11 protein-coding genes are annotated in these 15,333 nt (G+C 71.0%); 6 read left to right on the top strand and 5 right to left on the bottom strand.

Annotated features, from left to right (window positions below; genetic code table 11):
* The first annotated feature begins 506 nt into the window (after nucleotides 1–506).
* Nucleotides 507–1,781, top strand: coding sequence for a cytochrome P450 (locus tag IEZ10_RS06815; protein ID WP_229811014.1), 1,275 nt, complete (start codon nucleotides 507–509; stop codon nucleotides 1,779–1,781).
* A 41-nt stretch (nucleotides 1,782–1,822) separates the two neighbouring features.
* Here IEZ10_RS06815 and IEZ10_RS06810 read toward each other — a convergent pair whose 3' ends face one another.
* Nucleotides 1,823–3,640 (bottom strand): hypothetical protein, encoded by a 1,818-nt coding sequence (locus tag IEZ10_RS06810; RefSeq protein WP_189245571.1) that lies wholly within the window; start codon nucleotides 3,638–3,640, stop codon nucleotides 1,823–1,825.
* A 540-nt stretch (nucleotides 3,641–4,180) separates the two neighbouring features.
* Here IEZ10_RS06810 and leuS point away from each other — a divergent pair.
* Nucleotides 4,181–6,667, top strand: coding sequence for a leucine--tRNA ligase (gene leuS, locus IEZ10_RS06805; protein WP_189245570.1), 2,487 nt, complete (start codon nucleotides 4,181–4,183; stop codon nucleotides 6,665–6,667).
* Between the two features lie 211 nt (nucleotides 6,668–6,878).
* On the opposite strand, the gene lexA is transcribed toward leuS, so the two are convergent.
* Nucleotides 6,879–7,583, bottom strand: coding sequence for a transcriptional repressor LexA (gene lexA, locus IEZ10_RS06800; protein ID WP_229811013.1), 705 nt, complete (start codon nucleotides 7,581–7,583; stop codon nucleotides 6,879–6,881).
* Between the two features lie 212 nt (nucleotides 7,584–7,795).
* Between lexA and IEZ10_RS06795 the strand changes: the two genes are divergently transcribed.
* The 3 genes from IEZ10_RS06795 to IEZ10_RS06785 all read left to right on the top strand — a co-directional run bounded on the left by IEZ10_RS06795 (nucleotide 7,796) and on the right by IEZ10_RS06785 (nucleotide 11,885).
* Nucleotides 7,796–8,074, top strand: coding sequence for a hypothetical protein (locus IEZ10_RS06795; RefSeq protein WP_189245569.1), 279 nt, complete (start codon nucleotides 7,796–7,798; stop codon nucleotides 8,072–8,074).
* 396 nt (nucleotides 8,075–8,470) lie between these two features.
* Nucleotides 8,471–8,932, top strand: coding sequence for a transcriptional regulator NrdR (nrdR, locus tag IEZ10_RS06790; protein ID WP_179826633.1), 462 nt, complete (start codon nucleotides 8,471–8,473; stop codon nucleotides 8,930–8,932).
* A 91-nt stretch (nucleotides 8,933–9,023) separates the two neighbouring features.
* A complete protein-coding gene (locus tag IEZ10_RS06785; RefSeq protein ID WP_189245568.1) occupies nucleotides 9,024–11,885 on the top strand; it encodes a vitamin B12-dependent ribonucleotide reductase in 2,862 nt (953 codons plus the stop codon).
* 171 nt (nucleotides 11,886–12,056) lie between these two features.
* Here IEZ10_RS06785 and IEZ10_RS06780 read toward each other — a convergent pair whose 3' ends face one another.
* Nucleotides 12,057–12,509, bottom strand: coding sequence for a hypothetical protein (locus tag IEZ10_RS06780; RefSeq protein WP_189245567.1), 453 nt, complete (start codon nucleotides 12,507–12,509; stop codon nucleotides 12,057–12,059).
* Between the two features lie 292 nt (nucleotides 12,510–12,801).
* A complete protein-coding gene (gene pip, locus IEZ10_RS06775; protein ID WP_189245566.1) occupies nucleotides 12,802–13,761 on the bottom strand; it encodes a prolyl aminopeptidase in 960 nt (319 codons plus the stop codon).
* Between the two features lie 91 nt (nucleotides 13,762–13,852).
* Here pip and IEZ10_RS06770 point away from each other — a divergent pair, with 91 nt between their 5' ends.
* Complete coding sequence (locus IEZ10_RS06770) at nucleotides 13,853–14,101, top strand: hypothetical protein (protein ID WP_189245565.1); 249 nt, start codon at nucleotides 13,853–13,855, stop codon at nucleotides 14,099–14,101.
* On the opposite strand, the gene IEZ10_RS06765 is transcribed toward IEZ10_RS06770, so the two are convergent.
* Nucleotides 14,076–14,714, bottom strand: coding sequence for a TetR/AcrR family transcriptional regulator (locus IEZ10_RS06765; protein WP_229811012.1), 639 nt, complete (start codon nucleotides 14,712–14,714; stop codon nucleotides 14,076–14,078). The genes IEZ10_RS06770 and IEZ10_RS06765 overlap by 26 nt on opposite strands.
* Between the last annotated feature and the right edge of the window lie 619 nt (nucleotides 14,715–15,333).

Here is a 15,333-nt window from a genome sequence, read left to right as displayed (position 1 = left end):
CAAACGACCGACCCGGCGACCATGACGACGATCTCCTCCGGAGGCGCATCGGTGTCGGCGGTTCTCGTGACCTCGGCAGCCCGGACGACCTCCCGCACGCCGGCAGGCGGAAGGCTGTCGTGAAGGCGGCTTCCGTAAGCCGTGGGGGCTCCACGGGTCGCCGTCCGTCACGCCGGGCCGATCTTCCTGCCGTCCCGGTCTGGTCGGCCGGAAGATCGTGTGGCAGGATCGAAAAACCGAACTCTGTTCTAGTGGAGGCTGGTGTGGCGGTTTCACCGGAAGATGCCGATCCGTTGGACGTCGCTTTCCCCGGGCCGTCGATGGCGGGGGATGTTCGTGTCGCCGCGCGCCCGGCCGGCGCAGGTCCGCTTCGCTGAAACGGCAGGCCGTTCCGCGTCCCCCGAACCGTCTCCGCGTCGGCCTCGTCAACGGTGTCGAGCGTTTCACCTGCGACTTCTGTCGACACTCCATTGACCCGATCAAGACCTGAGAAAATGATGGGCACTATGAGCGTGACGCCAGCCGAGCGGAAGCCGATCGTCTCCGCGAGCGACTTCGATCTTTCCGACTACGATTTCTGGGCCAGGCCCATGGCGGAGCGGGAGCACGCCTTCCGGTTGCTGCGCGAGCTTCCCAGCCCGGCGTTCTACCAGGAGCCGGAGGTCTCCTTCGCGCCGCGCGGTCCCGGCTACTACGCGCTGGTCAAGCACGCCGACATCCTGGAGGCCAGCCGTACGCCCGAGGTCTTCTGCTCGGGGGACGGCGGGGCCACCAACATCCCGGACATGCCGCCGGAGTTCACCGAGTACTTCGGGTCAATGATCAACATGGACGACCCGCGGCACGCCCGGCTCCGCCGGATCGTCTCCCGGGCGTTCACCCCCAAGATGATCAAACAGTTCGAGGTCGACGTCGAGGCGGCCGCCGCGCGGATCGTGGACGACCTGATCGCCACCGGTCCGGGTTGCGACTTCGTCACCGAGGTCGCGGCCAAGCTCCCACTGAAGATCATCTGCGACATGATGGGCATCCCGGAGGACCGGTACGGCTTCGTCTTCGACCGCTCGAACGTGATCCTCGGCGGCTTCGACCCCGAGTACGGCGGCGGCGACGCGACCTCGGTCGCCGAGAAGCTGCTCACCGCCGGGATGGAGCTGCAGCGGCTCGTCCAGGACCTCGCGGCCTCGCGGGTCGAACAGCCCACCGGAGACCTCACCTCGTCGCTGGTCAACGCCAACATCGACGGCGAGAAGCTCACCGCACAGGAGCTCGGTTCGTTCTTCATCCTGCTGGTCGTGGCCGGCAACGAGACCACCCGCAACGCCATCTCGCACGGCCTGCGCCTGCTCACCCGCAACCCCGACCAGCGCGCCCTGCTCCTCGCGGACCTCGACGGCCGCCTGCCCGGCGCGGTGGAGGAGATCGTCCGCCTGGCCTCGCCGGTGAACTTCATGCGCCGGAAGGTGACGCGGGACCACGAGATGAACGGCCACCTCTACCGTGAGGGGGAGAAGGTGGTCCTTTACTACTGGGCGGCCAACCGCGACGAGAGCGTCTTCACCGACCCGCTCCGCTTCGACATCACCCGCAGCCCCAACCCGCACGTCGGCTTCGGCGGTCCGGGCCCGCACTTCTGCCTCGGCGCCCACCTGGCCCGCCGCGAGATCACCGTGATGTTCCGTGAGCTGCTGCGCCGGGTGCCGAACATCGAGGGCGGCGGGCCCGAGCGCCTCTACTCCAGCTTCATCAACGGCATCAAGCACATGACCTGCGAGTTCTGACCCGGAGGACCCCGGAAGCCTGGGGGCCCGGGGCCCTCAGATCACGAGGTCGCGGGCTTGATCGACTTGAACACGGTGTTGATGTCGGGCAGCAGTTCCTTCTTGCTGTCCGGCACCGACATGTAGACGACCGAGGGCAGCTGGGCCCCGGTGTTCACGACCGCCACCACCACGGTGGTCTTCGTCTCCCCGGCGGTGATCTCGTAGGCGGCGAGCTGCGCCGGGTGCCCGCCGACCTTCAGCGTCTGCTGGGCGGTCTTGCGGGCGGTGTTGCCCTGGGGGAAGAACTTGCTGCGGGCCGCCGAGGCCACCGCGTTGATCACCGGGGCGAGCCTGCCGTCGACGTACTTGCTCTTCATCCGGGCCGAGAGCGGCCCGGACATCACCTGGGCGAACTGCGGCTTGCCCGCCGCGTCGGAGCCGGCGGGGACGTACTGGCGGGTGTCGAAGCCGTAGGAGGTCTGTACGACCGGCCGCTGGTCCAGCCGCCAGGGGCCGCCGAGCCTGGGCACGCTGATCGCGGCGCCCTGGTCGACCAGGGCGCCGGAGACCGGGGACGCCTTGCCGGGGAAGCGCGGCAGGCGAGGCACCGAGCCGCTCTTGGGAGGGCTCTTCGCGGCGGACGACGGCTTGGCCTGCGGGGCGGCGGTCTCGTCCTCCTTGCCGGAGGCGAGCGGCCCGGCGAGGAACGCCCAGAGCACGACGCCGACCAGCGCGATCACGGCGGAGCCGGCGAGCGCGTAGATCCAGACCGGCCTGCCGCGGTCCTCAAGGTCGTCATCGTCGCTCATGGCCTGGTAGTTGTCACCGAAGACGGTGTCCCACAGCTCCTGCTGGCGCTCCGGCGGAGGGGTCTTCGGACCGCTGATCTGGCCCGCTGTGACGAACGGCCGGTTGGGGTCGGAGGGGTCGCGGCTGAGGTGGCCGCCCGGCTGGCCGGGGCCCTGCCGGGGGTCCTGCTGCGGTCCGCCGTCGCCGCCGGGGAAGGGGTGACCGGGCCCGCCCTGACCGGACATTCCCCGACCCGGCATGCCCTGCGGGGGCATTCCCTGGCCGGGGCCGTTCTGGCCGGGCGCGGGGTACGGCGGGGCCTCCGGCGGGGCACCCGCCGTCTGGGGGCCGCTTCCCGCCGGGCCGCCGTCCGGGGACGGGCGGAAGGGGTCGCGGGTGCCGAACGGGTCGGCGTTGGACAGCGGGTCGCGGTTGAAGGGATCGGGGTTGGACCGCGGGTCGCGGTTGAACGGGTCGGCGTCGGTGAGAGGGTCCCGCCGGTCGAAGGGGCCGGGGTTCGCGCCCGGCGGGTTGGTCGGCGAGGGGGAGTAGGCGGGCATCGCCGCGGTCGCGCCCGGCTCGGCGTGCCAGCCGGTGCCGGAGGACTGGGAGGCGGCGTTCCAGCCGCCGCTCTCGCCGGAGCCGTCCCGGGACGGCGGGCCGGTCCGCCAAGGCTCGCCGCCCGAGGGGGAGCCGGGGGCCTGCGGGTCGGCCGGGGGCTGCGCGCCGAAGGCCTGCTGCCAGGAGCCGCTGCCGGGCACGCCGGTCCGCCAGGAGTCGCCACCGGGCTGCGAGCCGCCGCCCTGGTCGCCGGGCTGCCGCGTGTCCGGGGTCTGCCGGCCGGGCGCCTGCGAGCCGGGCGCCTGCGGACCGGGGGACTGCTGCCGGAAGGCGTCGTCGCTCTGCGCCATCGCGGCCTGCCAGCCGTTGCCGGGTGAGGTCTGCCCGGAGCCGCCGGCCTGGGAGACGTCCTGCGGGCGGGGCAGCCGCGGGCCGGTGCCGAGGGGGTCGTCCGTCCAGCTGGGAGGGTCGGCCGGCTGCGGCCATGCCGGGGGCAGGCTCGACTGGCTGGACTGCTCCGAAGCCATTGCTTCCGTACCTCCTGCGCGGACGCCCGAATTGTGGGTATTGGGCATGGTCTCATGCGGGGCGGGATGGTTCCCAGGGAAACGGGAGAATCCTCCCCGGAACTGAAGGCCGGTGGGATCGGTCGGCGGGTCCTGCAACGGCAGGCCGGCCTCGGAGGGGTCCGGGCCCTGCCCCGGCTCGACTGAGTGTGCCACGGTGAGAAGAGTAAACGGGCGAGGCAGGTGAGGCCGTAACGGACGCATCGCCATCGGATCTCGGCCCGCCCGTATCCGGCGGTCCGGTCCATTGTGCCGGACCACGGTCCCGGGCGCCGGGTATTCGCCGAGGACGAAGGTTCTCCGGGCCATGAACACGGCTTGCGAACTGCGATAGTCTTGACGTATGCGTGCCGCGGCCCTGCTGCTTACCGGGCCGCACCGGCCTTCCCGGGGCTAGACGCCCTGCCGGTGCGGCTGCCCTTCGCGTGAACGCGAAGGGTTTTTCTATTGGGCCGGATGGGTCAGATCACCTACGCATACGTATACCGAGGGAAGATTGACGTGAGCGAGCGAGCCGACATCCAGAGCGACGAGCAGCACTACGACCCGCAGGCACTGCAGGCCAAGTGGCAGCGGCGGTGGGAGGAACTGCAGCCCTTCCGCGCCGACGACGACCCGGCCGACACCCGCGAGCGGCGTTACGTGCTCGACATGTTCCCCTACCCCTCGGGCGACCTGCACATGGGCCACGCCGAGGCGTTCGCCATCGGTGACGTGGTGGCGCGCTACTGGCTGCAGCGCGGCCACAACGTGATGCACCCCATCGGCTGGGACTCCTTCGGCCTGCCCGCCGAGAACGCCGCGATCAAGCGGAACGCCCACCCGGCCGAGTGGACCTACGCCAACATCGACACCCAGGCGAACTCTTTCAAGCGCTACGGGGTCTCCTTCGACTGGTCGCGCCGCCTGCACACCAGCGACCCCGAGTACTACCGCTGGACCCAGTGGCTGTTCACCCGCTTCTTCGAGCGCGGCCTGGCCTACCGCAAGGGCGGCCTGGTCAACTGGTGCCCCGTCGACCAGACCGTGCTGGCCAACGAGCAGGTCAAGGACGGCCGGTGCGAGCGGTGCGGCGCCGAGGTGGTCCGCCGCGAGCTGACCCAGTGGTATTTCAAGATCACTGACTACGCCGACCGGCTGCTGGACGACATGGCCCAGCTGGAGGGCGAGTGGCCCGAGCGCGTGCTGACCATGCAGCGCAACTGGATCGGCCGATCCGAGGGCGCCGACGTCGACTTCGCGATCGAGGGCCGCGACGAGCCGGTCACCGTCTACACCACCCGCCCCGACACCCTGTACGGCGCGACCTTCTTCGTGGTCGCCCCGGACGCCCCGCTGGCCGAGGAGATCGTCTCCGAGGGGCAGCGGGAGGCGTTCGAGGCGTACCGCGCCGAGGTGGCCAAGCTGTCGGACATCGACCGGCTGTCCACCGAGAAGGAGAAGACCGGCGTCTTCCTGGGCCGCCACGCGATCAACCCGGTCACCGGCGAGCGCATGCCGGTCTGGGCGGCCGACTACGTGCTGTCCGACTACGGCCACGGCGCCATCATGGCCGTCCCCGCGCACGACCAGCGTGACCTGGACTTCGCCCGGGCCTTCGACCTGCCGGTCCAGGTCGTCGTGCACACCGGCCTGGCCGACCCGGGCGAGACCGGCGTCGCCACCGCGGGGGAGGGCACCCTGGTCAACTCCGGCCCGCTGGACGGGCTGAGCAAGACTGAGGCGATCAAGAAGATCATCGGGGTGCTGGCCGGGCGCGGCACCGGCCGGGCCGCGGTCAACTTCCGGCTGCGCGACTGGCTGCTGTCACGCCAGCGCTTCTGGGGCTGCCCGATCCCGATCATCCACTGCCCGGACTGCGGCGAGGTGCCGGTCCCGGACGACCAGCTGCCGGTCACCCTGCCCGACATGCGCGGCGAGGCCCTGGCGCCCAAGGGCGTCTCCCCGCTGGCCTCGGCCGACGACTGGGTCACGGTCGCCTGTCCCAAGTGCGGTGGCTCCGCGCGACGGGACACCGACACGATGGACACCTTCGTCGACTCCTCCTGGTACTTCCTGCGCTACGTGGACCCCTCCTACGAGGAGGGCCCGTTCGACGTGGAGAAGCTGCGCCTGTGGGGGCCGGTCGACCAGTACGTCGGCGGCGTCGAGCACGCGGTGCTGCACCTGCTGTACGCGCGGTTCTTCACCAAGGTCCTGCACGACATGGGCATGGTCGACTTCACCGAGCCCTTCCGGCGGCTGCTGAACCAGGGTCAGGTCATCAACCAGGGCAAGGCGATGTCGAAGTCGCTGGGCAACGGCGTCGACCTGGGCCAGCAGATCGACGCCTACGGCGTGGACGCCGTCCGGCTGACCGTGGTGTTCGCCGGTCCGCCGGAGGACGACATCGACTGGGCCGACGTCTCCCCGGCCGCGTCGCAGAAGTTCCTGGCCCGGGCGTTCCGCGTCATGGCCGAGGCCGGCGCGGCCTCGGCTCCCGGCGCCGACGTCTCCACCGGTGACCTGGAGCTGCGCCGGTTCACCCACCGGACCGTCGACGAGGTGACCAAGCTGGCCGAGTCCCACCGCTTCAACGTCGCGGTGGCCCGCCTGATGGAGCTGACGAGCGCGGCCCGCCGCGCCATCGACGCCGGTCCCGGCGCCGCCGACCCGGCTGTCCGCGAGGCGGCCGAGGCGCTGGCGGTCATGCTGTCGCTGGTCGCGCCGTACACCGCCGAGGAGGGCTGGGAGCGGCTGGGCCGCCCCGCGCCGGTGGCCAGGGCGGGCTGGCCGGTGGTCGACCCGGCGCTGCTGGTCCAGGAGTCGGTCACCTGTGTGGTGCAGGTCGCGGGGAAGGTCCGCGACCGGCTGGAGGTCTCCCCGGAGATCTCCGAGGCCGAGCTGGAGGCGCTGGCGCTGGCCTCGGACAAGGTCCGCGCCTTCCTGGACGGCGACCCGCGCAAGGTCATCGTCCGCGCGCCGAAGCTGGTCAACATCGTCCCCTGAGCCTCCGGGACGTCCGTACGGCGGGCGCTTCCATTCCGGGGACCGGCGGCCCGCGGGCCGGACGGTCCCCGGCCGGCCCGGGCTCGCATCGAGCACGAAGACGACCGGCGCGTGAAGCGGTCCCCGGGCGGCAGGGCGCGTGTGGGGACGGCCGGCACGTGAAAAGGAGCGGGCCCCGGTGGAGACCGGGGCCCGCTCTTCCGGGGAAGGGTCAGAGCTTGCGCAGCACCGCGACGACCTTGCCCAGGACGGTCGCCTCGTCGCCGGGGATCGGGTCGTAGTTCGGGTTGTGCGGGACCAGCCAGACGTGGCCGCCCTTGCGCTTGAAGGTCTTCACCGTGGCCTCGCCGTCGATCATCGCGGCGACCACGTCGCCGTTGTCGGCCACCGGCTGCTGGCGGACGACGACCCAGTCGCCGTCGGCGATGGCGGCCTCGATCATCGAGTCACCGGTCACCTGGAGCAGGAAGAGCGTGCCCTCGCCGACGAGCTGCTTGGGCAGGGCGAAGACGTCCTCGACGCTCTCCTCGGCGAGGATCGGGCCGCCGGCGGCGATCCGGCCGACGAGCGGGACATAGGCCGCGGTGGGGCGGTTGACGGTCTCCTGGGCGGCATCCGGGTCCACCCACAGCACCGGCTCACCGGGGAGACGCACCTCGAGCGCGCGGGGACGGTGCGGGTCACGGCGCAGGTAGCCCTTGCGCTGCAACGCCGTCAGCTGGTGCGACACGCTGGAGGTGCTGGTGAGCTGCACCGCCTCGCCGATCTCCCGCATGGACGGCGGGTAACCGCGCTGCTGGACCGAGTCGCGGATGACCTCGAGGATCTTCCGCTGCCTGGGAGTGAGGCCGAGGGAGTCACGTCTGCGCACCGCCAGGTCGTTGACGGCCGAACCGTTCTCGTGGTGCTCGCTCATGCGATCTCCTTGCCTCCCGGTCTGTATTGCCCGTGTCGCACACAGCGACCGTACCGCCGTCGAAGATCATGTTCAAACAACTGTTCGAGTCTTCCTCGAAATGGCCGACGGCGTGGTGTACAACATCGTACGGGAGTTCGATCGACATCGTGTTCGATTCACCGATCTTTCCTCGACGTGTGTTCGACCAGGTCGGAGGGGGTGGGGTCAATATGAAGACGACCGCGGCGGAGATGGCGGCGCGACGGTCCCGGCGGCGGCCCGGCCGCAGGCCCGGGCCGCCGGGGAACGTCCGATACCCTGGTGCGCCGGTCCGGCTCACCCGGCGGGGCAGGGCCGTCGTGCTGGCGGCCCTCACGCTCGTCACCCTGGGGGCGCTGTGGCTCGCTCCCCGCGTCGACGCGACCCTCGGGGTCGGCTATCCGGGGTGCGCCGACTCCTCGCGCGCCCCGGCCCGCGGCGACGCCGTGCCCTGGCGGGCGGCGCCGTGATCGCCGCGGCGACACGCCCCGGAGGGTGACGGCGCTCCCCGGCGTCCCGGCGACCGCCGGGACGCGACGGCGTCGTGAGTCGTGAGGATGAAAAGCGGCATGGGGGGTGTTACCGCCGTGACCGGTGGGGTAGGAGGGGGCGACACGCCGGGGCGGCGCGCTGATCAGCGACTTCGGCGCGCGGGGTCCGGCTGACTTGCGTTCATGGTCCGACCCTCCTACCGTTGGACCACAACATCTAGTGGCTCCACCGGTGAAGTTCACCATAGATTGTGTTTTCGTTACCGCATTTCGACCTTTGGAAGACGCGCGCGAGCGCCCCTGCCATGGGATTTGCGGGACGCACGAGGCGAAGCACAGGGCGCGGGGTCACGGCAGGCCAAGGAGGCGACCCGCGTGCACTGTCCGTTCTGTCGTCACCCTGACACGCGGGTCATCGACAGCCGGTCCACCGACGACGGCGGTGCCATCCGTCGCAGGCGCACGTGCCCCGAATGCGGCCGCAGGTTCACCACCCAGGAGACCGTCCTGCTCATGGTCAGCAAGCGCAGCGGGGTGACCGAGCCGTTCTTCCGGGACAAGGTGATCGCCGGCGTGCGGCGGGCCTGCCAGGGGCGTCCGGTGAGCGAGGACTCCCTCGCCCAGCTGGGCCAGCGGGTGGAGGAGAGCATCCGGGCGACGGGATCGGCCGAGATCGCGGCCCACGAGGTGGGGCTGGCGATCCTGGGCCCGCTGCGTGAGCTGGACGAGGTGGCGTACCTCCGGTTCGCCTCCGTCTACCGCGGCTTCGAGACCCTGGCCGACTTCGAGGCCGAGATCGAGCAGCTGCGCGCGGAACGCTCCGCCAAGCAGGACTGAATTCAAACCCCGGGCGCCGGGGGCCAGAGCGGCGCGTTGATGTGGTCCGACTCGTGGGTTCCGCGAAGCGGGGCCCCGGAAGGGGGAAGTCATGACGGAGACGGTCAGCGGCGCGGCCGCTAGCGGGGGCAGGCGACTGCGCAAGGGGCTGAAGATGAAGCGCATCTTCACCACCCCCGGGGTGCATCCCTACGACGAGGTGTCCTGGGAGCGCCGTGACGTCGTCATGACCAACTGGCGGGACGGCTCGATCAACTTCGAGCAGCGGGGCGTGGAGTTCCCCGAGTCCTGGTCGGTCAACGCCGCCAACATCGTGACCACCAAGTACTTCCGCGGCGCGGTGGGCACCCCGCAGCGCGAGTGGAGCCTCAAGCAGCTGGTCGACCGCGTGGTGGGCGTCTACACCAGGACCGCGGTGGAGAACGGCTACTTCGCCACCGACGAGGACGCCGAGATCTTCGACCACGAGCTCAAGCACGCCCTGGTCAACCAGGTCTTCAGCTTCAACTCGCCGGTGTGGTTCAACGTCGGCACCGCCTCGCCGCAGCAGGTGAGCGCCTGCTTCATCCTCGCCGTCGACGACACCATGGAGTCGATCCTCGACTGGTACAAGGAAGAGGGCGTGATCTTCAAGGGCGGTTCGGGCTCCGGCGTGAACCTCTCCCGGATCCGCTCCTCCAAGGAGCTGCTCTCCAGCGGTGGTACGGCCAGCGGCCCGGTCTCCTTCATGCGCGGCGCGGACGCCTCCGCGGGCACCATCAAGTCCGGCGGCGCGACCCGCCGCGCGGCCAAGATGGTCGTCCTGGACGTCGACCACCCCGACGTCGAGGAGTTCATCGAGACCAAGGCGCGCGAGGAGGACAAGGTCCGCGCGCTGCGCGACGCCGGCTTCGACATGGACCTGGGCGGCAAGGACATCGTCTCCGTCCAGTACCAGAACGCCAACAACTCGGTGCGCGTCTCCGACGAGTTCATGCGCGCGGTGGAGGACGGCGACCGGTTCGGCCTGCGCGCCCGCCTCACCGGCGAGGTCATCGAGACGGTCGACGCCCGCGACCTGTTCCGCAAGATGGCCAAGGCCGCCTGGGAGTGCGCCGACCCGGGCGTCCAGTACGACGACACGATCAACGACTGGCACACCAGCCCCGAGACGGGCCGCATCACCGCCAGCAACCCGTGCTCGGAGTACCTCCACCTGGACAACTCCTCCTGCAACCTCGCCAGCATCAACCTGCTGAAGTTCCTGAAGGAGGACGACGGCTTCGACGTCGCGACCTTCGTGAAGGTGACCGAGCTGGTCATCACCGCGATGGACGTCTCCATCACCTTCGCCGACTTCCCGACCGAGAAGATCGCCGAGACCACCCGCGCCTACCGCCAGCTCGGCATCGGCTACGCCAACCTCGGCGCGCTGCTCATGGCCACCGGCCACGCCTACGACTCCGACGGCGGCCGGGCCATCGCCGGCGCCATCACCTCGCTGATGACCGGCGTCTCCTACCGCCGCAGCGCCGAGCTGGCCGGGGTCGTGGGACCGTACGACGGCTACGCCCGCAACACCGATGCCCACAAGCGCGTCATGCGCAAGCACGCCGCGGCCAACGACGACCTGCGCACGCTGGAGGCCATGGACAAGGCCCTCCACGCCGAGGCGACCCGCCAGTGGGCCGAGTGCCTGAAGCTCGGCGAGAAGAACGGCTACCGCAACGCCCAGGCGTCGCTGCTGGCGCCCACCGGCACCATCGGCCTGATGATGGACTGCGACACCACCGGCATCGAGCCCGACCTCGCCCTGGTGAAGTTCAAGAAGCTCGTCGGCGGCGGCTCCATGCAGATCGTCAACCAGACGATCCCGCGGGCCCTGCGCCGCCTGGGCTACCAGGAGGAGCAGGTCGAGGCGATCGTCGAGTACATCGCCGCCAACGGCCACGTCGTGGACGCCCCGGGCCTGCGGCCCGAGCACTACGAGGTGTTCGACTGCGCCATGGGCGAGCGGGCGATCGCCCCCATGGGCCACGTCCGCATGATGGCCGCCGTCCAGCCGTTCCTGTCCGGCGCCATCTCCAAGACGGTCAACCTGCCCGAGTCGGCCACGATCGAGGACATCGAGCAGGTCTACATGGCCGGCTGGAAGCTCGGTCTCAAGGCCCTGGCGGTCTACCGCGACAACTGCAAGGTCGGCCAGCCGCTGTCGGCCGCGGGCAAGAAGGCCGAGGACAAGACGGCCGAGCAGCCCGCCGAGCAGGCCGCGCAGCCGCAGGTCCAGATCGTGGAGGTCGGCCGCCCGACCCGCCGCCGGATGCCGAACCAGCGCCCCAGCACCACCACCCGCTTCACCGTGGGCGGCGCCAAGGGCTACATGACCGCCTCGTCCTACCCCGACGACGGTCTCGGCGAGGTCTTCCTGAAGATGTCCAAGCAGGGCTCGACCCTCGCGGGCGTCATGGACGCCTTCTCGGTCGCCATCTCCATCGGCCTGCAGTACGGCGTGCCGCTGGAGACCTACGTCAGCAAGTTCGTCAACATGCGCTTCGACCCGGCGGGCATGACCGACGACCCGGACATCCGCATGGCCGCCTCGGTGATGGACTACATCTTCCGCCGCCTGGCGCTGGACTACCTGCCCTACGACGAGCGGGCCGCCCTGGGCATCTTCTCCGCCTCCGAGCGGGCCGCCCAGCAGCGCGGCGAGGACCCGGCCGCGCTGCACACCGCCGAGGTCATCGCCGAGCTGGCCACCTCGGCTCCGATCGAGCAGGCCAGGTCCGGCGAGGACGCCGGCGCAGCGGAAGCCCCCGCGGCCGAGACCGGGCCGGAGCGCGGCGGCTCCCTGGAGTCCCACCAGGGCCGCACCGCCGACGCGCCGCTCTGCCTGACCTGCGGCACCAAGATGCGCCCGGCCGGCAGCTGCTACGTCTGCGAGGGCTGCGGCTCCACCAGCGGCTGCAGCTGATCACGGCACCTCTCCGCGGAGGCGGAGGCGGGGGGCGGTGCGCCCGGCGGACGGCCGGGCGCACCGCCCCCCCCGCGTATGAGCGGGGTGACGGACACCGGCGGTCGGCCGGCGCCCGTTCGCCCGTCCGGGGCGCGGCCTTTCGGGTCGCGGTGCGCTCCTCGGCGGCCGTCAGCCGCAGTTGCCCCAGGAGGTCCGGCCGCCGCTCGCGACCCGAGGGTCGTGGCCGTTGGGCCTGATGGCGCCCCAGTACTTCACGCAGTGGCCTTTGCCGTACAGCTTCACCGGGCCGGCGTAGTACTTGTAGGCCCCGCTCTCGCCCTTGGTGCCCCCGCCCTTGACCTGCAACTGGGCGACGGTCCGGGTGGCGCTGCCCGTGAAGCTCGACTTGATGGTGGTCACGCAGTTGAAACCGGTCCTGCGGTTGTACAGCAGGTAGACGCGGCCGTAGACCCTGCCGGTGGAGGTCTTGACCACCCGGCTGCCGTCGTTCACCCTGGCGAACCCGGCTCCGCAGACGCCCTCCGGGGTGTAGGAGGCCGCCACGGCGTACGCCGGGTTCGCCATGACCGCGCCCGCGGACAGGGCTGCGGCGATGATGATCCTGCTTGTCGGCTTGAGCACTTACCCATCCCATCGTCTTGCGTCGCTCATCGTTCGGACGAGCCAGGGAATGATCTCCCCGTCGTTCGACGCGGGGAGATCAGGGTTTGTTCGGGATTTTCGGCTTTATTTCATGACGGATTCCGGCCGGTTCGCCCGTCGGCCGGACCGGCCGGACCGTCCTCGCAGCTCACGCCGACCTGGACCGATCCAGCGGAGACGGGTGGCCGACGGGCGCGGGAACACCGGAGACCGGGGAGACCGGCGCGCGCCGGAGAGCGGGGTGACCGGCTCTCCGGCACGCGCCGGAGGCTCACCGTACGGCGAAGCGGTCGAGCGCGGCGCGGATCTCGTCGCGCATGGTGTCGCTGCCGGTGTGGCCGGAGTCCTCGACGACGACCAGCTTCGCGTCCGGCCAGGCCTGGGCGAGCTCCCAGGCGGTGGAGACCGGGCTGCCCAGGTCGTGGCGGCCGTGGATCAGCACGCCCGGGATGCCGGCCAGCCGGTGCGCCTCGCGCAGCAGCACACCATCCTCCAGCCAGGCGTCATTGGAGAAGTAGTGGGCGCAGATCCGGACGAACGCCATCGCCGCGTCGGACGGCCGGTCGCTGTAGGCGCCCCGCTTGCCGTTCGGCTCCATGGAGATCACCGCGTCCTCCCAGGCCAGCCAGTCGGTCGCCGCCCTGTACCGCACCTCGGCGTCGGGGTGCTCCATGAGCCGGGCGTAGGCGGCGAGCAGGTCGCCGTCGCGGTCGGCCTCGGGAACGCCGGCCCGGAACCGGTCCCACGCCTCGGGGAAGAACCGGCCGACGCCCCGGTACAGCCAGTCGGTCTCCGAAGGCCGGGTCATGGTGACGGCGGGGATGACGATCTCCGACACCCGCTCGGGGTGGCGCTCGGCGTAGGCGAGGATGAGCGTGGATCCCCACGAGCCGCCGAACAGCAGCCAGCGGTCGATGCCCAGGTGCTCGCGCAGCCGTTCCATGTCGGCCAGCAGGTGCTCGGTGGTGTTGACGCTCATGTCGGCGGCGGGGTCGCTCGCGTGCGGCGTGCTGCGCCCGCAGCCTCGCTGGTCGAACAGGACGATCCGGTAACGCTCGGGGTCGAAGGAACGGGGGTGGCGGGCCGAAGACCCCGCCCCCGGGCCACCGTGCACGACGAGGGCGGGCTTCCCCTCGGGATTGCCGTACGCCTCCCAGTGGACGAGGTTGCCGTCGCCGACGTCGAGCATGCCGTGGTCGTAGGGCTCGATCGGAGCGGGGGGCCGGGTCATGTCGGGTTCCCTTCGGTGGTGCGCCGTACGGTGTGACGGCGCGGTTGGGCGAAGGATCCCGAAAATACAACAGCGCTGTTACATTGGGCGAGTGGATTTCCCCGTCCCCGGGCCGGAGCTGCTCGGCACCCGCCTGCGTCACCTGATCGACCTCCTGGACGCCGAGGTCGCCCAGATGGCCCGGCAGGACCTGGTCGCGCTCGCCCCCGGTGAGGACGCCCGCACCCGGATCGTCCATCTCACCCCGCGGGCCGAGGCGCTGCTGCCGGCGCTGGAGGCCGAGTGGGACGCCACCGCGGCCGCCGCCGCCCGGGTCAGCGGGCCGTCCAGCGGCGGGTGACCTCCTCGGCGGTCGGCGGCGGGCCGGGCGGGGGAGGGGCCGAGGTCAGGCGCAGGGCGTCCAGCATCAGGGCGAGGTGGCGGCGCCGTATCTGCGCGGTGCGCTCCTCGTCGCCGAGGTGGAGGGCGGCGAGCTGGTCGAAGATCAGCGACATGTCGGAGGTGTTCAGGCCCGGCCGTACGGCACCCGCCTGGACGGCGCGGTCGAAGACCTGCTCGGCGAGCCCGCCGGCGCGGGCGGCCTCACGCCCCAGTTCCTCGGTCGGGGTGAAGGTCCCGGCGAGGTTGATCGTCAGGGAGTGGACGTCGGCGTCCACGACGCGCCGCATGAAACCGGCGAGCGCCTCCCACGGGTCGTCCTGGTCGGACAGGGCGGCCTCGGCCTCGGCGATGTAGGTCCGCAGACCGTCGGAGCAGAGCTTGCGCAGGAGGTCCTCCTTGCCGGCGTAGCGGCGGTAGAGCGCGCTGATGCCCACCCCCGCCCGCTCGGCCACCGCCGAGATCGGGGCGTCGGGGTCGGCGACGAAGACCGCCCGCGCCGCTTCGAGGATCACCTGGTCGTTCCGGGCGGCCTGGGCCTTGCGGCCGCTCATCGGGGCCGGGGTCGTCTCCATGCCCCCACTATAGCTGTGGAACATAGTCTTCCGTTCTGCTGACCGCGGCAGGTCGCCGGGGTGATCCGCGGCGGCTCCGGGAGGACCGGGGCGATCCGCGGCGGCTCCGGGAAGAACGGCCCCGGGAAAACGGAAAGACCCGCACCAGGCGGGCCTTTCACTGGAGTCCCGGCGGGAGCACCCCTGCCATCCCCCCGGGCGGTCAGGCCGCCGGTGTGGGGCCGCTCGTGCGCGGGAAGAGCACGACGTTGCGTCCGGCGTAGGCGCGGAGGTCCACGACCTTGCCGTCCCCGGCGGTTCTGCGGTGCTTCACGGAACGGATATCTCTGATCTTGAGCCGTGCGACCTGAGGTGGCACGACCGCAAGTCTCCTCATTGAGCCCCCCGGCGTGATGATTCCGTTACGCGAGTTGTCTACAGAGAATCGCGTAAAACCACTGTAAAGGGACGTTCAATAGGGAAGCATCCGGCCCGACGGGGTCCGTAGGTCCGGCTCGGTGCCGATGGTGCGGCGGCGCCGGTCGCGCGGCCTGATGGTCTTGCTGCGTCGCATGGTCCGCCTCCTTTTTCCTCGCACCCGGTGTGTCCGATATCACCCGGCATTCCCCTTCGCGGGCCC

This window comes from Streptosporangium pseudovulgare (genome assembly GCF_014648055.1).
GTDB lineage: Bacteria > Actinomycetota > Actinomycetes > Streptosporangiales > Streptosporangiaceae > Streptosporangium > Streptosporangium pseudovulgare.
The sequence above is the reverse complement of the archived record's forward strand: the minus strand, read 5'-3'. Positions and strand labels throughout refer to the sequence as shown.